Source organism: Kitasatospora aureofaciens (assembly GCF_001188955.3).
Lineage (GTDB): Bacteria > Actinomycetota > Actinomycetes > Streptomycetales > Streptomycetaceae > Kitasatospora > Kitasatospora aureofaciens.
The window spans coordinates 76,330-93,182 of record NZ_JPRF03000030.1 but is presented as its reverse complement, the minus strand read 5'-3'; the positions used below and the strand labels follow the sequence as shown (position 1 = coordinate 93,182).

Sequence of the window (16,853 nt, the reverse complement as noted above, 5' to 3'; positions counted from 1 at the left end):
CCTCCTGCGGGAAACGCCCCTGCTCGTCCACCTCCGCCGCGAACGGAGCGATCTTCGCCTCGGCCAGCGAACGCACCGCCTCACGGAGCATCTCGTGCTCCTCGGAGATACGGAAGAGATCGAAGTCAGCCGCCCCTGCGCTGCCCGCCATGATGCCTGCCTCGTGGTCCAGTGACCGACGTCCGGACGACGTCCGATCCGAGTCGAATCGCGGTTAACTACCGTTCAGTAGAGATCCTAGGGCTCCGACCTGCGGCTGCCTAGCGTCCTCGGCGTGCGGGCGAACGGTGGCCACCCGGCTCGGGCGGATAGCATCAGGGGCACCCTCTACTGGTCGAACCCGCACTAAGGGGAACCCGTGACCCTCCGCATCTCCGTGATCGGCACCGGCTACCTCGGCGCCACGCATGCCGCCGCGATGGCCGAGTTCGGCTTCGAGGTGCTGGGCCTGGACATCGACCCCGACAAGATCGCCATGCTCACCGCCGGCCGGGTGCCGATGTACGAGCCGGGCCTGTCCGAACTGCTGCTCAAGCACGTGGCCGGCCACGAGGGCTCGACCGGGCGGCTGCGCTTCACCACCTCCGCCAAGGAGGCCGCCGAGTTCGGCGACGTCCACTTCATCTGCGTCAACACCCCGCAGCGCAAGGGCGAGTTCGCCGCCGACATGTCGTACGTGGACACCGCGATCGACGACCTCGCGCCGCACCTGACCCGCCCGGCCCTGGTGGTCGGCAAGTCCACCGTGCCGGTCGGCTCGGCGGCCCGGCTGGCCGAACGGCTGGCCGCGCTGGCGCCGGTCGGCGAGGCCGCCGAACTCGCCTGGAACCCGGAGTTCCTGCGCGAGGGCTTCGCCGTCCAGGACACCCTGCGCCCGGACCGGATCGTGGTCGGCGCCCAGAGCGAGCGGGCCGAGCAGCTGCTGCGCGAGGTGTACGCGGACCCGATCGCCGCCGGGGTGCCGTTCCTGGTCACCGACTACGCGACGGCCGAGCTGGTGAAGGCCGCCGCCAACTCCTTCCTGGCCACCAAGATCTCCTTCATCAACGCGATGGCCGAGGTCTGCGAGGCCGCCGGCGCGGACGTCACCCTGCTCTCCACCGCGCTCGGGCACGACGAGCGGATCGGCCGCAAGTTCCTCAACTCCGGCCTCGGCTTCGGCGGCGGCTGCCTGCCCAAGGACATCCGGGCGTTCATGGCCCGGGCCGGCGAGCTCGGCGCCGACCAGGCGCTGACCTTCCTGCGCGAGGTCGACTCGATCAACATGCGGCGCCGCTCGCGGATGGTCGAGCTGGCCCGCGAGCAGTGCGGCGGCGGCTTCCTGGGCCGCCGGATCGCCGTCCTCGGCGCCGCCTTCAAGCCCAACTCGGACGACATCCGGGACTCCCCCGCCCTCAACGTGGCCGCGCAGATCCAGCTCCAGGGCGCCCAGGTCACCGTCTACGACCCGAAGGCCGTGGACAACGCCCGCAAGATGTTCCCGTCCCTGGCCTACGCCGACTCCGCCCTGGAGGCCGCCGAGGGCGCCCACGTCGTCCTCCACCTCACCGAGTGGGCCGAGTTCCGCGAGCTGGACCCGGCCGAGCTCGGCGCCGTCGTCGCCGAACGCCGCCTGCTCGACGGCCGCAACGTCCTCGACGCCGAAGTCTGGCGCGCCGCCGGCTGGACCTACCGCGCCCTCGGCCGCCCCAGCTGATCCCGGCCCCAGGGCCCCGACCCGCCGGCCCGCCCGGACGCAGACTCCGTCGAACGCGTTCGAACCGTATGCGAAGATCCTCTCTGAGCCGGGAATCGCCCTCCGGCGCGCACGGTTGGGACCGGCATGACGAACTACGGCGACGAAGCGACGGTCCGCGAGATCCCCGTTCGGCCGCCACGCCCTCGTAGCCGACTTCAACGACCGGGCACGCGAACTCCTCACAGCCTGACCGATGACGGAAATACCTTGGGCTCTCTCTCCTACCGAGGAGAGAGAGCCCAAGTTGTTACTGTCGGTCGGGGCCACGGCACCTTCGCGGAGGTTCGACCGGACTGTCCGTCACTGGACGCGATGCTGGAACGGGTCGCCGGATGAACCCAGGGTCCGCCCCGAAACGTCGAGGCCAAGGGCTCTCACTTGCCTCTTATGATTCCAGGCCGCTCAGGGGCGAGCGCGCTCCCACATGACGGTGTCGCCTGATCTCACCGATGCGGGAACGAACGGCCCTTCAGACTTCACATTCAGGTGCCACCCGTTGCTGAACACCACACGCAGCGCACCGCTCTTGAAGCCGACAGCCGACAGGACGCTTGCACCCGTGGTCTGCTGAACCCGTCCTTTGTCACACTGATCGAGTGCCGTGGGGCGGGCTCCTGGAGCCGTCACCGGGCCTTCTGTCCACAGGGCCCCGCAGCCAACGACAACCTCGCCGGATGGCTCAAGCAGGAAACGAAGCTCATCACCCCAGGCGATATCCACCACACGATGGCCCCGCAGCGGGAGGATCCACCGATCAGCAAGTTCACTAATTTCATTCGACATGTGCGCCGCTATTCCTCTGGCAGGTAGTCAAATACATTCCCGATACTGTCATCAGCCGGGCTTCCATCGGGAAGTTTCGGGTAGACTTCCCCGGTACTCGTATCAACGACAACGTCCGGGTTCTTGTTGCCGCCGATACCGCGCCATCCTGGCTTGTTTTTTACTGCGTGAATTGCAAGCTTGATGTCTTTCCGAGAATAGCCCAGTTCCTGGCCGATGGCACCCTCGTTTGACTTGTAGGATCGCGGAACCCCACCGCCACCACCACCGCCGCCACCGCTGTCGGAGTTCATGTTGACGCGGTCCGGGCCAGCCGCATCCTCGGCGATGTTCGACGCACCCATACCCATCAAGCCGACACCAGTTGCGATGGCCCCCGCCGAAACCACGTTCGCGGGCACTCCAATGACGGCACCGACTCCGGTGGCATCCAGTGCGACGCCGAGCACCTCGCCGCCGACACCGAGCGTGGTCAGTGCAAGACCTCCGGCCATCTCGGCAACCGACCCGGGATCGTGCACCATGGCATTGCCGACCGAGGCCAGGTCGCTCACCACTGTCTCGCCGAGGTCCTTGGCGAAATCTCCGGCATCGGAGAAGAAATCACCGATGTCGTCGCCCAGCTGCGACCAGAACCCCGGCTTCGGAGGAGCTAGGTCGCGCGCCTTACCTATGATGGCGCCAGCGGTACCGGCGGCCCCGGCGAGTTGGTTCCGGGCATTCGCCAGCTTGTCGCGAGCAGCCTGCTGGTTCGCTTCGCCGGCGCTCCATAATCTTAGAGCGTCAGTCGCCTCGCCCTGTGCCCAGTCCAGAGTGGATGCATAGCTACCCAGAGCCCCAGCCGCATCGTGGAATGCATCGCCTGCTTGCAGCCATTTCCCGGGTTGGCCGTGGAATACTTTGTGGAAAGCGTCAGCAGCTTCTCCGCTCCACCCATCACTGGTGTTGATGCGACTGAGGCCCTCGCCAGCGATATGAAGGAAATCGCCGTACTCTCGGAGCGCCGACTCAGTATGGGCTATCGATCCGCTATCCCCGGGTATCAGCGCCTTCGGATCGTTCGTTTGCCCGAGATCTGCCACGGCTACTTAACCCCCCGGATCAGTCCCGCTCTTCTGCAGGATTCCATTGAGATCGCCATGCGCCGCCTGTTCCGCATCACTATAGGCTTTCACGCTGGCCGATAGCCTTGCCGAAATCTCCTGGCCGTCCTTCGTGAGATTATCGACACCGCGCTGCCATCGGCTGAGAAAATCACCTAGCGTACCGGCCAGTTCATGATTGCCAATCGCCGACTCGTCATGCGGGATATCACTCACGCGCTGCTTGGCAGCCTTGCCGATCGTGCCGTTCACGCCTGCGGCTGCCTCCCGTAACGCATGGAGGTCAACCCGATACCCTTCAGCCATCTCCACCCCCGTGTCTGGCCGATCGAACGATCCGACTCATCAAATCATCGGCTCATCCACACGACAAGGACTCTGCGTTCGGGTTCGATAACACATCTGCCGACCACGATCTCAGAGCTGTCGTGGCTGCAGCAGGTCGAGTGACACCGCCAGCACCTGAGCGCCACATCGGGCCCTTCCGCCGCTCCCGGCCACAAGCTCCGGTATCGAAGTGCACCTGATTGAGATCAGGAGGCTTGCCAGTCGGAGCGCTGCCGCCAAACCTCCCAAGGCTCGCAAGATCTAACGGCGTTGGCGAGCCAGGCCCAACCGGGGGATCTCGATGGCGGGGCACTTGTCCATCACCATGGCAAGCCCCGCGGCCTGCGTCCGCTCGTACGCCGCCCCGTCGATCACGCCCAGCTGGAACCAGACGGCCTTGGCGCCGATGGTGGCCGCTTCATCCGCGACGTCACCGGCGAGGTCGGACCGGACGAAGACGTCCACGACGTCGACCTCGAACGGGATGTCCGCGAGGGACGCGTACCCCTTCTCGCCGTGGACCGTCTCTGCCTTCGGGTGCACCGGCACGATGCGCTTGCCGAAGCGCTGCAGGACCTCGGCCACGCCGTAGGCCGCCCGTCGCTGGTTGGACGAGAGGCCCACGACGGCCCAGGTGTCACCCAGCTCGGTGAGGATCTTCCGGACCGTCTCCGGGTCGCCGTACATGCCCTGCCTCCTCGCAGCTGAGTACCGAGAACTCACCTCACGCCAGCGCCACTGCTCACCCGGCCATTCCCGACGTGGTGGACGTGTTCGTGAACAGTTCGCTGGCCGGGGAGGTGGCCGACCAGGCGGTGGCGGTCGGGGCGAAGGCTGTCTGGTTCCAGCTCGGGGTCGTCGACGAGGCCGCGTACGGGCGGACCCGGGCCGCGGGGGTCTCGATGGTGATGGACAGGTGCCCGGCCATCGAGATCCCGCGGCTGGGCTGAGCCGTCAGGCCTCAGGCGTCGCCGTCCAGCTGGGCGATGGTGGCGATGGAGGGCCGGCGGCTCGCCCGCAGGGAGGTGGCGACCGACTCGGCGTCGTGCAGGACGCGGACGGCGTTGTGCCAGGTCAGCTTGGACAGGTCGGCCTCCGACCAGTGGCGGCCGAGGAGTTCGGCGACCAGGTTGGGGTATCCGGCCACCGAGTCGAGGCCGTCCGGCAGGAAGGCGGTGCCGTCGAAGTCGCCGCCGATCCCGATGTGGTCGATGCCCGCGACCTCGCGCATGTGGTCGAGGTGGTCGGCGACGGTGGCCGGGGTGGCGATCGGGCGCGGGTTGGCGGCCTCGAAGGCGCGCTGGCGCTCCATGGCCGGCGGGGTGGTGTCCAGCGGGTCGAAGCCGTGGGCGCGCATGTTCTCGTCGGCGGCCCGGGTCCACTCGATGGCGGCGGGCAGGATGAACTTCGGGACGAAGGTCGCCATCGCCACTCCGCCGTTGGCGGGCAGCTGGGCGAGCACGTCGTCCGGGATGTTGCGCGGGTGGTCGCAGACCGTGCGGGACGAGGAGTGCGAGAAGACCACCGGCGCCTCGGTGACCCGCAGGGCGTCCCGCATGGTGTCGGCGGAGACGTGCGAGAGGTCGACCAGCATGCCGAGCCGGTTCATCTCCCGGACGACCTCCTCGCCGAAGCGGGTCAGCCCGCCGGCCACCGGCTCGTCGGTCGCGGAGTCGGCCCACGGCACGTTGTCGTTGTGGGTGAGCGTCAGGTAGCGGACGCCCAGCTCGTACAGGGCGCGCAGGGTGGCCAGCGAGCAGTCGATCGAGTGGCCGCCCTCGGCGCCCATCAGCGAGGCGATCCGGCCCTCGGCGCGAGCGGCCTCCATGTCGGCGGCGGTACGGGCGAGGCGCAGCCGGTCCGGGTAGCGCTCGACCAGCGCGTGGACGAAGTCGATCTGCTCCAGGGTGGCGGAGACCGCGTGGTCGCCGGCCAGCGAGGCGGGGACGTAGACGGACCAGAACTGCGCGCCGACCCCGCCCTCCGCGAGGCGGGCGAGGTCGGTGTGCAGGCGGTCGCTCTGGTCGGCGGCGAGGTCGAGCGCGCCGAGGTCGTACCCGGCCTGCTCGCGCATCGCCCAGGGGAGGTCGTTGTGACCGTCCACCACGGGGGCGGTGCGCAGCAGGGCCCGGGCGGCGGCCAGCGGGGTGGCGGAGTCCGTCTGAGAAGTCATACGGGCTGTTCTACCCCACGGGTCGGCGGCTCTTGCTCGTCGAAGCCTTGCTTGCCGCAGTCCTGCTTGCCGCTGTCCTGCTTGCGCAGTCCTACTTGCGCAGTCCTACTTGCGCAGTCCTACTTGCCGAAGCCGAAGGACGAGGAGCCGGCCACCTTGGCCCGGAGCTTCTTGCCCTTCTCGGTGGCCTGGTTGTTCAGCTCGGCCTGGAAGTCGGCCATCTTCTCGGTGAGCTCGGCGTCGAAGGCGGCGAGCATCCGCACCGCGAGCAGGCCCGCGTTGCGCGCGCCGGCCACCGAGACGGTCGCGACCGGGACGCCGGCCGGCATCTGGACGATCGACAGCAGGCTGTCCATGCCGTCCAGGTAGCGCAGCGGCACCGGCACGCCGATGACCGGCAGCGGGGTGACGGAGGCCAGCATGCCCGGCAGGTGGGCCGCGCCGCCGGCGCCCGCGATGATCGCCTTCAGGCCGCGCCGGTGGGCGTTCTCGCCGTACGCGACCATCTCGCGGGGCATCCGGTGGGCGGAGACGACGTCCACCTCGTACGCGATCTCGAACTCGTCCAGGGCCTGGGCGGCGGCCTCCATGACCGGCCAGTCGGAGTCCGAGCCCATCACGATGCCAACGACAGGGTTCGTCATTCGGTGATCGTTCCTCGCAGGTAGGCGGCCGCATGGCGGGCGCGCTCGCGGACGTCGTCGAGGTCGTCCCCGAAGACGTTGACGTGGCCGACCTTGCGGCCGGGCTTCACGTCCTTCCCGTACATGTGGATCCGCAGCCCGGGGTCGCGGGCCATGCAGTGCAGGAAGGCGTGGTACATGTCCGGGTAGTCGCCGCCGAGGACGTTGACCATGACGGTCCACCTGGCGCGCGGCCGGGGGTCGCCGAGCGGGAGGTCGAGGACGGCCCGCAGGTGGTTCTCGAACTGCGAGGTGACGGCGCCGTCCTGGGTCCAGTGCCCGGAGTTGTGCGGGCGCATGGCGAGCTCGTTGACCAGGATCCGGCCGTCCCGCGTCTGGAACAGCTCGACGGCCAGGTGGCCGACGATGCCGAGGTCGCCGGCGATCCGCAGGGCGAGCTGCTGGGCCTCGTCGGAGAGGGCGGGGTCGAGGTCCGGCGCTGGGGCGGTGACCTCGGCGCAGACGCCGTTCTCCTGGACGCTCTCGACGACCGGGTAGGCGACGGCCTGGCCGCTGGGCGAGCGGACCACGTTGGCGGCCAGCTCGCGGACGAAGTCGACCTTCTCCTCGGCCAGCACCGGGACGCCGGCCAGGAACGGGGCCTGCGCCTCCTGCTCGTCGTCGACGACCCAGACGCCCTTGCCGTCGTAGCCGCCGCGAACGGTCTTCAGTACGACCGGGTAGCCGGTGCCCTCGTCGGCGAAGGCGGTGACGTCGGCCGGGTCGGCGACGATCCGGTGCCGGGGGCAGGGCACCCCGATGGAGTCGAGCTTGGCCCGCATCACGCCCTTGTCCTGGGCGTTGACCAGCGCCTCCGGGCCGGGGCGGACGGCGATGCCGTCGGCCTCCAGGGCCCGCAGGTGCTCGGTGGGGACGTGCTCGTGGTCAAAGGTGATGACGTCGCACCCGGCCGCGAAGCGGCGCAGGGTGTCGAGGTCGCGGTAGTCACCGAGGACGACGTCGGACACCACCTGTGCGGCGGAGTCCTGGGGGGTGTCGGCGAGGAGCTTGAACCGGATCCCGAGCGGGATCCCCGCCTGGTGCGCCATGCGGGCCAGCTGCCCGCCACCGATCATGCCCACCACTGGAAAATTCATGTTGCCCGGGGAAGTCACCCCGCCAGGATATCCGGGCCGGTGGGGGGCCTCGGAGCCGCGGTGGGGCCGTGAGTAGTGGACGCGCGTAGATGTCAACCCCGCACCCGGACGGCTGAGCCGTTCGGTGGGAGCGGGTAGCCTGGACGGCTAGGTCCTCGTCCGCGCGGTCGGATCATGTGCGTGCACGCAGGGCTCAAGGGGTGTCCCCGGCCCAGTGGGACGCCCTTTTTCCCGCAGGTACATGGAGGCCACCCGGTATGGCGACGACCGCAGCTTCGAAACCCCCGCTCGTGCAGAAACTGCGCGGGCTCACGGGCGAGGTAGTGAAGTTCGGCATCGTCGGCCTGAGTGGCGTGGTCATCAACTTCGCCGTCTTCTGGGTCTGCATCAACGGTCTGGGCTTGGCCTCGCTGCGGTCCAACATCGCGGCGACGGTGATCGCGATCGCCACCAACTACCTCGGCTACCGCTACTGGCTGTACCGGGACCGCGACGCCGCCTCCCGCAAGCGGGAGATCACGCTGTTCCTGGTGTTCAGCGGCATCGGCATGCTGATCGAGACCGGCGTGCTGGCCTTCACGGTCTACGTGCTCCACCTGGACTCGCACTACGAGCAGCTGGGTGCCAAGGTGATCGGCCTCGCCGTGGCCACCGTGTTCCGCTTCGTCTCCTACCGCACCTGGGTGTTCACCGCGCTCCCCGAGCCCGAGCCGGCCGCCGTCGCCTCCACCGCCGATGCCGCCCATGCCGCCCATACCGCCGACGGCCAGGAACTGGCCGCCCAGGCCGAGCTGATGCTGGTCACCGAGCAGATCCGCTACGCCAAGGCCGAGTAGGCCCCTCCCCGCCCCCCTTGCCCGGCCCGCCTCCGCGAGAGGACAGTGGTGACCGAGGGCGAGCACGGCCCGTGGACGATCGAGGCCGAGGGGGCCCAGGAGGCGCGCCATGGCGTTCGTCCAGATCATCGACTGCAGGACCGACCGGCTCGACGACCTCAACCAGCTCATGGACAGCTGGGTCGAGGCCACCAACGGCACCCGGACCGCTTCGCACGCGGTGGTCGGCACCGACCGCTCCGACAGCAGGCACGTGGTGGAGATCGTGGAGTTCCCCTCCTACGAGGAGGCGATGCGCAACTCCAGGCTTCCCCAGACCGACCGGATCTTCCGCGAGATGGTGGCACTCTGCGACGCGCCGCCCACCTTCACCGACCTCGACGTGGTCCGCGACATGCAGCTCGGCCAGGGCTCCTGATCGATCAGGCTCCTTACCGGTCAGGGCTCCTCACCGGCCAGGGCTCCCTGATCGGTCAGGCCCGCTGATCAGTCCTGGTGGCTGCGGCCGAGGAAGAGCGCGAACACCGCGGGCTTCAGCGAGAGCAGCTCCAGCCGACCGCCGTCCGCCTCCGCCAGGTCGCGGGCGACGGCCAGCCCGATCCCGGTGGAGTTGCGGCCGCTGACCGCGCGCTCGAACACCCGGTTGCCCAGGTCGGCCGGCACCCCGGCGCCCTGGTCCTGCACCTCGACCACCACCGAGGTGCCGGAGGGCCGCACCCGCAGGGTGATCGTCCCGGCGCCGTGCATCAGCGAGTTCTCGATCAGGGTGGCCAGCACCTGGGCCACCGTCCCCGGGGTGCCGACCGCGGTGACCCCGTGCAGGCCCTCCAGGGACAGCACCCGGCCCTGCTCGCGCAGCGTCGGGCCCCATTCCTCCACCTGCTGCTTGATCACCTCGTCCAGGTCGAAGGCGACGGCGGTGGGGCTGCGCGGGTCGCGCTGGGTGGTGAGCAGCCGCTGGACGACGTCGGTGAGCCGCTCGACCTGCTGAAGGGCGATGGTCGCCTCCTCCTTGACGGTCTCCGGCTCCTCGGCCAGGGCGGTGATCTCCTCCAGCCGCATCGACAGCGCGGTGAGCGGGGTGCGCAGCTGGTGCGAGGCGTCGGCAGCGAGCCGGCGTTCGGCGGTGAGCATCCGGGCGATCCGCTCGGCGCTGGTGTCCAGCACTTCGGCGATCCGGTCCAGCTCGGGCACCCCGTAGCGGCGGTCGCGCGGGCGGGGGTCGCCGGAGCCGAGCCGTTCGGCGGTCTCGGCGAGTTCGGTGAGCGGCCGGGCGAGCCGTTTGGCCTGCCAGACGGCGAGCGCCACGGCGGCCTGGACGGCCAGCAGGGCGACCACGCCGAGCAGCAGGAGGTTGTTGGCGATCTCGTGGTCGACGTCCTCGCGGGACTGCTCGACCGTGACGATCTCGCCGCTGGTGCCGTGCTCGGCGGCCCTCAGCAGGTGGTTCCCGGCCGGGCGGTCGCCGGCCGAGAGCACCGGCTGGCCGGGGATCTGCACCTCGACGTAGCTGCCCTCGGTGACCTGGCTCTCGAAGACCCGGCCTTCCTTGACGCCCTCACCCGCGGCGAGCCGGCTCTCCACCAGGGCGAGCACCCGGACGGCGGTGGCGTCCACCCGGTCCTGGGCCGAGCTGACGATGGTCCGCTTCTCGACCAGGGCGAGCGGCACGCAGAACACCACGACGACCACCAGGACGACGATCAGCAGCGAGTTGATCATCCGGCGTTTCACGCTGCTGCTCCCCGAGGTCTTCCGCTTCATCGGCCGCCGCCCGGCCACGATCTCCGTGCGGGGTTAATTCTTCTCGAACCGGAAGCCCACCCCGCGCACGGTGGCGATGTAGCGCGGGTTCGCCGCGTCGTCGCCGAGCTTCTTGCGGAGCCAGGAGATGTGCATGTCCAGGGTCTTGGTCGAGGTCCACCAGGTGGTGTCCCAGACCTGCCGCATGATCTCCTCGCGGGTGACGACCCGGCCGGCGTCGCGGACCAGGACGCGCAGCAGCTCGAACTCCTTGGCGGAGAGGGTCAGCTCCTCCTCGCCGAGCCAGGCACGGTGGGACTCGATGTCGATCTTCACCCCGTGCGCACCGGTGGTGAGCTGGTCGACGTTGCCGCGCCGGAGCAGGGCCCGGACGCGGGCGAGCAGCTCGGCCAGGCGGAAGGGCTTGGTGACGTAGTCGTCGGCGCCGGCGTCCAGGCCGACCACGGTGTCCACCTCGTCGGCGCGGGCGGTCAGCACCAGCACGGGGCAGCTCTTGCCGTCGGCGCGCAGGCGGCGGCAGACCTCCAGACCGTCCATCTCGGGCAGGCCGAGGTCCAGGACGACGAGGTCGACCTCCTCGGTGAGGCCGGCGGCGAGTGCGGTCGGACCGTCCTCGCGGACGAGCACCTCGTAGCCCTCCCGTCGCAGGGCCCGGGCGAGCGGTTCGGAGATCGCCGGATCGTCCTCGGCGAGCAGCACACAGGTCATGTGGTGATGGTAGTCCGCTCGGGTAAGGCCGTACGCCCTGTGAGGTAGTTCACAGAGCGTGATCGTTATACAAGGCTTCCCAATGGACCAACAGGGTGACACCAACCGGTCGTTCGGCGAAGAATCCCCGATTGGATCTTGAAACCGAAGGAGGACATGCCGGTCTACCATCGATCAATCGGGCAGATCTTCCTGGAACTTTGCCATTCCCATACCTAATGCGTGGCTTTTGTCATCTGATAACGCCAAATATCGCCACGTACAGTGGTTGAAGTTCGTCCGCCGCCACCCCCCTAGGCGGACGCGATCAGGCAAGGAACCACTACTCATGGCGTCTACGACCCTGGACACCGGCGTCACGTCGGCCACTCCTGGCGGCAAGACCTTCCTCGGCCACCCCCGGGGACTCGCCACTCTCTTCATGAGCGAGATGTGGGAGCGCTTCAGCTACTACGGCATGCGCGCCCTGCTGGTGCTCTACATGACCGCCTCCGTCGCGGACGGCGGCCTGGCCATGAAGACGGCCGTCGCCGCCGCCGTGTACAGCGTTTACACGGCCATGGTCTACCTGCTCGCCCTCCCGGGCGGCTGGATCGCGGACCGCTTCCTCGGCGCTCGCAAGACCGTCGCGGTCGGCGGCACGATCATCATGATCGGCCACTTCCTGCTGGCGGTCCCCTTCAGCGCGTCGTTCTTCGTCGGCCTCGCCTTCATCGCGGTCGGCTCCGGCCTGCTCAAGGCCAACATCTCGACGATGGTCGGCCACCTCTACGACGGCCCGAACGACCCGCGCCGCGACGGTGGCTTCACCGTCTTCTACATGGGCATCAACCTCGGTGCCTTCGCGGCCCCGCTGGTCATCGGCACCGTCGGCCAGAGCGTCAGCTGGCACCTGGGCTTCGCCCTCGCCGGTGTCGGCATGGCCCTCGGCCTGGGCCAGTTCCTGCTGGGCACCCGCCACCTGAGCCCGAAGAGCAACGTCGTCACCTCGCCGATCACCCCGGACGAGAAGCGGAAGATCTTCACCAAGGCGGGCATCTGGCTGGCCATCGCCGCCGTCTTCTACGGCGTCGTCGCCGCTACCGGCCACTTCACCATCAACTGGGCGATCTGGCCGCTGTCCATCGCGGGCCTGGCGATCCCGGTCCTGGTCTTCACCAAGGTGAAGCGCGACAAGGACCTCGACGCCAACGAGCAGTCCAAGATGAGCGGCTACATCTGGTTCTTCGTCGCCGCCGCCGTGTTCTGGATGATCTACGACCAGTCCGGCTCGACGCTGAACATCTTCGCCGACGAGCACACCGCGTCCACGCTGTTCGGGCTCAACTTCCCGTCCAGCTGGTTCCAGTCGCTCAACCCGCTGTACATCATGGCGCTGGCCCCGGTCTTCGCCTGGATCTGGGTCGCGCTGGCCCGCCGGTCGAAGAACCCCAGCACCACCATGAAGTTCGCCTTCGGTCTGCTGATGATCGGCGCCTCCTTCATCGTCATGATGCTGGCGATGGCCTCCGCCTCCGGCGACACCAAGGTCACCCCGCTGTGGCTGGCCATGGTCTACCTGGTCCAGACCGTCGGTGAGCTCACCCTCTCCCCGGTCGGCCTGTCCGTCACCACCAAGCTGGCGCCGACCAAGTACGCCAGCCAGATGATGGGCGTCTGGTTCCTCGCCGTCACCGCGGGTGACTGCGTCGCCGCCATCTTCCAGCTGGTGCTGGGCGACAAGATCGTCGGCGGGACCGCGTACTTCGCGGTGCAGGGCGTCATGGCGATCCTCGCGGGTGTCGCGCTGGCGATGTACCGCAAGAAGGTCGTCAAGCTCATGGGCGACGTGCACTGACGTCCGCCCGGTGAAGCTCCGGGGCCGCCGTGGATTCCTGAGATCCACGGCGGCCCCGGCCGTTTTCCGCCTACGGTGCCCGCATGGCCACCGACTCGTTTCCGCAGCAACTTGCCCGCACCAGACGGTTCACCCTGGGGGTCCCCACCCAGCCGGAGCCCTCCGCCGACGGCGCCACCGTCCTGTTCCTGCGCAGCCGGGGCGGCACCGACCCGCTCATCTGCCTGTGGGCGCTGGACACCGCGACCGGTGCGGAGCGGCTGATCGCCGACCCGGGCGTGCTCGGGTCCGCCACCGGCATCGCCTCGTACAGCACCGACGCCACCGGCTCCCTCGCGGTCTTCGCGCTGGACGGCGGGCTGTGGCTGGTCGACACCGTCACGGGTGACGTGCGCCCGATCCCCTCCGCCGGGCGGCCCCAGGAGGTACGGCTCGACCCGACCGGCCGCACGATCGCCTACGTCAGCGGCGGCGCCCTGCGGGTGGTCGGCGCGGACGGCACGGGCGACCGGCTGCTGGCCGAGCCCGAGGCCGAGGACGTCTCGTACGGCCTCGCCGAGTACGTCGCCACCGGGGAGATGTACCGCGACCGCGGCTACTGGTGGTCCCCCGACGGCGCCGCGCTCCTGGTCGCCCGGGTCGACGAGCGCGCCGTCACCCGACTCTTCCTCGCCGACCCGGCAGACCCGCAGCAGCAGCCGCGCGCCATCCGCTACCCGCTGGCCGGCACCGCCAACGCCGACGTCTCGCTCTGGCTGATCGGCCTCGACGGCAGTCGGGTCGAGGTCCGCTGGGACCGCGATGCGTTCGAGTACCTCACCGCCGCCGGCTGGGACGGCCACGGCCCGTACGCCGCCGTGCAGAGCCGCGACCAGCGCACGGTGCGTACGCTCGCGATCGAGCCGGACGGCGCCACCCGGCTGCTCGCCGAGCGGACGGACCCGCACTGGATCGAGCTGGTCCCCGGCCTTCCGGCCCGGACGGCGGGCGGGGCGCTGGTCGACACCACCGATGACGGCGGCACCCGGCGGCTCACCGTCGACGGCAAACCCGTCACGCCGGAGGGGCTGCAGCTGCGGGCGGTGGTCGGGACGGAGGGCGAGGAGGTGCTGTTCACCGCCTCCGAGGAACCTACGGAGACGCACCTGTGGGTCTACCGGCCCGATCTCGGCCTGCAGCAGTTGAGCGACGGCCCGGGCCTGCACGACGGGGTACGGCGCGGCGGCACGCTGGTGCTCACCACCCGGTCCGAGGGTGTCCGTTCCACCGTGCTCCGGGAGGGCCGCCCGCCGCTCGCCCTCACCTCGTACGCCGAACCGCCCGTCGTCACCGCCCGCCCCGAGCTGCTCCGCCTCGGCCCTCGCGAACTGCGCGCCGCGCTCTACCTGCCCACCGGGTATCGCCCCGGCGACGGCCCGCTGCCCGTACTGCTCGACCCGTACGCCGGGCCCGCGATGCAGAAGGTCACCACCGGCGGCGTCTGGCACGAGCAGGTGTCGCAGTGGTTCGCCGACCAGGGTTTCGCGGTGCTGGTCATAGACGGACGAGGCACCCCCGGCCGCGGGCCGCAGTGGGACAAGACGGTCTGGGGTGACAAGGCCGGGCCCCCGCTGGAGGACCAGATCGACGGCCTGCGGGAGACGGCCCGGCTGCGGCCCGGACTGCTCGACCTCGACCGGGTCGGCATCCGCGGCTGGTCCTTCGGCGGCTACGTGGCCGCCCTCGCGGTGCTGAGGCGGCCGGACGTCTTCCACGCCGCCTCGGCCGGGGCCACGCCCACCGACTGGCGCCTCTACGACACCCACTGGCAGGAACGCTTCCTCGGCCACCCCGACCAGTACCCCGAGCACTACGACGACGGCTCCCTCATCGCCGAGGCGCCGAACCTGAGCCGCCCGCTGCTGCTGATCCAGGGCCTGGCCGACGACAACGTCTACCCCGCCCACACCCTGCGGCTCTCCAGTGCTTTGGTCGCCGCCGGCCGCCCCCACGACGTCCTGCCCCTGCGGGCAACCGGTCACCGCCCGACCGACGAGGCCGTGCTGGCAAACCTGCTCCGGCACGAACTGACGTTCCTGCGGCGGTCCTTGGGCCTCTCATGACCGAAGGCCCTCCCGGGCCCGCCGCCCCCCTATGAGACGCCTGTGCGCGCGGCAAACTCCCGCACGCCGGCCACGGCGACCGGCGCGTACAGCAGGTCCGCTGTGAGAGCCCGCAGAGCCGGCCGACGCACCTCCTCCGGGGCGACCTGCTCGGTGAACCGCAGCGACGCGAACGTCTTGCGGTGGTCGCCGAGATGGTGCCACATGCGCGCGCAGTCTGTGCCGTACCGGGCCCGGCGCTCGGTGGTCGGCAGCTGTCCCGGCGCGATCCGCGCCGCGTACGGCACCCCCTCGTCGGGGGTGCCCAGCGCCGTGTGTACGCCAATCCAGTACAGGTCCACCTGCGTGCTGGTGGCGTCGACGGTAAACAGCGGGGTGCTCGGCCGGAACCTGGCGCTGATCACCCGGCCGACCGCATCCGCCGCGCCCGACATGAGGTCGAGGGCGTCGCTTCGGCGCTGCCCGCACGCAGCCGTGTAGGCGGACGTCATCAGCAGGGTCGCCGCCACAGCCCAAGACACGTCGTTTCGGTCCTGGGAGAGCGAGTCAGCGGTGCGACGCAGGAGATCGACGGCGGCGGCCGGGCGTCCTGAACGTCGCATCGTGATCGCCAGAACCCGAGCCGCCTCCCCGTGCACCACCGGATCGCCGCTGGCCTGGGCCGCAGCCAGAGCCCGGTCCGCTGCCGGCCACGCGACGTCGGAGTGAGCCTTCAACGCGAGTTCCGTCGCCAGCACCCAGGCACGGGCCACACACCCATGGGCCTCCTCACGGGACCGGCCGGACAGGGCCTCGCGGGTCGCCTGCGCCGAGCCCAGCAAGCCGGGCGGGAAGTCGCCGAGCTGTCGGTAGCGGGCCGCCGTGAACTGCGCGCGCGCCGATGTCAGCGATGCCATGAGCTGCCGCAACGACGTGGGTTCAGAGGGTTCGGGCTCCTACAGGGCCCCAACGATCCGGGCTGATGCATCCGGGCGCGCGGCAGCAGCGGAGGCGGATGAAAGCGCCCCAGCTGCCGCCATGCCAGCCACGAGCAGCTGCCTGCGGAGCATGGCGTCCTCCTGATCCGGGGTCACATCCTGTGCCAGCGTAGCCGGTCGACCCAGACCAATGGCGTCAAGCGGCAGGTCCAACGCCTGGCAATTCGCAGCAGCGCCTGCTCGGTTGGCCGGAGCGCGCCCGCCTCGACCCGGCTGATCGCCGACGCCGAGTAGCCACACGCGCGGCCCAGCTGGGCCTGAGTCATCCGCCGTGCACACCGAGCGGCCCTGATGAGCACCCCGAGTTGACGTTGACGTGACACGGTGTCGCCCTTCGACTGCGTGGAGTGGCAACCGTATCGACAGGACGCCATCCCCAGGCGGGGTGCGCACGAGGTGTGCGGAGCACGCACACGGCGTGCGGGAGCACCCCGACAGCATCCACATCTGGACCACAGCCGAGTTCCCTGGGTGATGCCCGGCCGGCGCATCTCTGTCACTTCATCCGGAGGGGAGACGCCATGACTACCGTCCTGCTCGACAAGCCCGTCACCGAGATCGAGCCCACCACCACCTCAACGCCCAGTACCCTGCTGGAGCGGGTCTATGAGCCGAGCGCCCGCACCTGCCCGGTCTGCGGATCGGGCGCCACATACCAGACCATGGACGGCCGATGGGGCTGCACCACGTGCGGCTCCACCTGGGCCTGACCCCGGGGAGGACGC

General features: G+C 69.7%; 18 protein-coding genes and 1 pseudogene. 7 read left to right on the top strand and 12 right to left on the bottom strand.

Going from position 1 to position 16,853, the window contains the following annotated elements; genetic code table 11:
* On the bottom strand, window positions 1-151 hold a 151-nt coding region (locus HS99_RS41415), incomplete at its 3' end, for an acyl-CoA dehydrogenase family protein (protein ID WP_141763773.1).
* Window positions 152-358: 207 nt separating this feature from the next.
* On the opposite strand from HS99_RS41415, the gene HS99_RS20110 reads away from it, so the two are divergent.
* Window positions 359-1,696, top strand: coding sequence for a UDP-glucose dehydrogenase family protein (locus tag HS99_RS20110; protein WP_030290956.1), 1,338 nt, complete (start codon window positions 359-361; stop codon window positions 1,694-1,696).
* 444 nt (window positions 1,697-2,140) lie between these two features.
* Here HS99_RS20110 and HS99_RS44165 read toward each other — a convergent pair whose 3' ends face one another.
* The 4 genes from HS99_RS44165 to HS99_RS20100 form a co-directional block, all read right to left on the bottom strand.
* Window positions 2,141-2,521: a DUF6188 family protein gene (locus HS99_RS44165; protein WP_141763772.1), complete on the bottom strand. Its 381-nt coding sequence runs from the start codon at window positions 2,519-2,521 to the stop codon at window positions 2,141-2,143.
* 8 nt (window positions 2,522-2,529) lie between these two features.
* On the bottom strand, window positions 2,530-3,603 hold the full coding sequence (locus HS99_RS44160) for a putative T7SS-secreted protein (RefSeq protein WP_141763771.1): 1,074 nt from the start codon (window positions 3,601-3,603) through the stop codon (window positions 2,530-2,532).
* A gap of 6 nt (window positions 3,604-3,609) precedes the next feature.
* Window positions 3,610-3,876, bottom strand: a complete 267-nt coding sequence (locus HS99_RS44155) for a hypothetical protein (RefSeq protein ID WP_141763770.1) — start codon at window positions 3,874-3,876, stop codon at window positions 3,610-3,612.
* A 336-nt stretch (window positions 3,877-4,212) separates the two neighbouring features.
* Entirely contained in the window at window positions 4,213-4,638 is a 426-nt protein-coding gene (locus HS99_RS20100) for a CoA-binding protein (RefSeq protein WP_030290958.1), read from the bottom strand.
* A gap of 17 nt (window positions 4,639-4,655) precedes the next feature.
* Here HS99_RS20100 and HS99_RS20095 point away from each other — a divergent pair, with 17 nt between their 5' ends.
* Window positions 4,656-4,901: a CoA-binding protein gene (locus HS99_RS20095; RefSeq protein WP_078938424.1), complete on the top strand. Its 246-nt coding sequence runs from the start codon at window positions 4,656-4,658 to the stop codon at window positions 4,899-4,901.
* Window positions 4,902-4,912: 11 nt separating this feature from the next.
* Here HS99_RS20095 and HS99_RS20090 read toward each other — a convergent pair whose 3' ends face one another.
* The 3 genes from HS99_RS20090 to HS99_RS20080 form a co-directional block, all read right to left on the bottom strand.
* Window positions 4,913-6,124: a dipeptidase gene (locus HS99_RS20090; RefSeq protein ID WP_030290962.1), complete on the bottom strand. Its 1,212-nt coding sequence runs from the start codon at window positions 6,122-6,124 to the stop codon at window positions 4,913-4,915.
* A gap of 119 nt (window positions 6,125-6,243) precedes the next feature.
* Window positions 6,244-6,768, bottom strand: a complete 525-nt coding sequence (gene purE / locus HS99_RS20085) for a 5-(carboxyamino)imidazole ribonucleotide mutase (protein WP_030290964.1) — start codon at window positions 6,766-6,768, stop codon at window positions 6,244-6,246.
* Window positions 6,765-7,904 carry a 5-(carboxyamino)imidazole ribonucleotide synthase gene (locus tag HS99_RS20080; protein ID WP_030290965.1) on the bottom strand — a complete coding sequence of 380 codons (1,140 nt, stop codon included), beginning with the start codon at window positions 7,902-7,904 and terminating at the stop codon, window positions 6,765-6,767. The genes purE and HS99_RS20080 overlap by 4 nt, the downstream gene beginning before the upstream one ends.
* Before the next feature lie 257 nt (window positions 7,905-8,161).
* On the opposite strand from HS99_RS20080, the gene HS99_RS20075 reads away from it, so the two are divergent.
* Entirely contained in the window at window positions 8,162-8,740 is a 579-nt protein-coding gene (locus HS99_RS20075; RefSeq protein WP_050366747.1) for a GtrA family protein, read from the top strand.
* 109 nt (window positions 8,741-8,849) lie between these two features.
* Window positions 8,850-9,149 (top strand): annotated as a pseudogene (locus tag HS99_RS20070) (ester cyclase); the annotation flags it as partial.
* Between the two features lie 77 nt (window positions 9,150-9,226).
* Here the strand turns inward: HS99_RS20070 and HS99_RS20065 are convergent.
* Both HS99_RS20065 and HS99_RS20060 read right to left on the bottom strand, forming a co-directional pair.
* Window positions 9,227-10,474, bottom strand: coding sequence for a sensor histidine kinase (locus HS99_RS20065; protein ID WP_030290972.1), 1,248 nt, complete (start codon window positions 10,472-10,474; stop codon window positions 9,227-9,229).
* A 63-nt stretch (window positions 10,475-10,537) separates the two neighbouring features.
* On the bottom strand, window positions 10,538-11,212 hold the full coding sequence (locus HS99_RS20060; RefSeq protein WP_030290974.1) for a response regulator transcription factor: 675 nt from the start codon (window positions 11,210-11,212) through the stop codon (window positions 10,538-10,540).
* A gap of 328 nt (window positions 11,213-11,540) precedes the next feature.
* Between HS99_RS20060 and HS99_RS20055 the strand changes: the two genes are divergently transcribed.
* Together HS99_RS20055 and HS99_RS20050 are read left to right on the top strand one after the other, a co-directional pair.
* Window positions 11,541-13,049, top strand: coding sequence for a peptide MFS transporter (locus tag HS99_RS20055; RefSeq protein ID WP_030290976.1), 1,509 nt, complete (start codon window positions 11,541-11,543; stop codon window positions 13,047-13,049).
* 83 nt (window positions 13,050-13,132) lie between these two features.
* Window positions 13,133-15,151, top strand: coding sequence for a S9 family peptidase (locus tag HS99_RS20050; RefSeq protein ID WP_030553203.1), 2,019 nt, complete (start codon window positions 13,133-13,135; stop codon window positions 15,149-15,151).
* Window positions 15,152-15,180: 29 nt separating this feature from the next.
* Here HS99_RS20050 and HS99_RS20045 read toward each other — a convergent pair whose 3' ends face one another.
* Both HS99_RS20045 and HS99_RS46840 read right to left on the bottom strand, forming a co-directional pair.
* The gene (locus tag HS99_RS20045; protein WP_232543291.1) at window positions 15,181-16,047 is read right to left on the bottom strand and encodes an XRE family transcriptional regulator; all 867 of its coding nucleotides are present in this window, start codon (window positions 16,045-16,047) and stop codon (window positions 15,181-15,183) included.
* Window positions 16,048-16,220: 173 nt separating this feature from the next.
* The gene (locus tag HS99_RS46840; protein WP_232543292.1) at window positions 16,221-16,394 is read right to left on the bottom strand and encodes a helix-turn-helix domain-containing protein; all 174 of its coding nucleotides are present in this window, start codon (window positions 16,392-16,394) and stop codon (window positions 16,221-16,223) included.
* Window positions 16,395-16,649: 255 nt separating this feature from the next.
* Here HS99_RS46840 and HS99_RS20040 point away from each other — a divergent pair, with 255 nt between their 5' ends.
* A complete protein-coding gene (locus tag HS99_RS20040) occupies window positions 16,650-16,838 on the top strand; it encodes an eL43 family ribosomal protein (protein WP_030291248.1) in 189 nt (62 codons plus the stop codon).
* The last annotated feature ends 15 nt before the right edge of the window (window positions 16,839-16,853 follow it).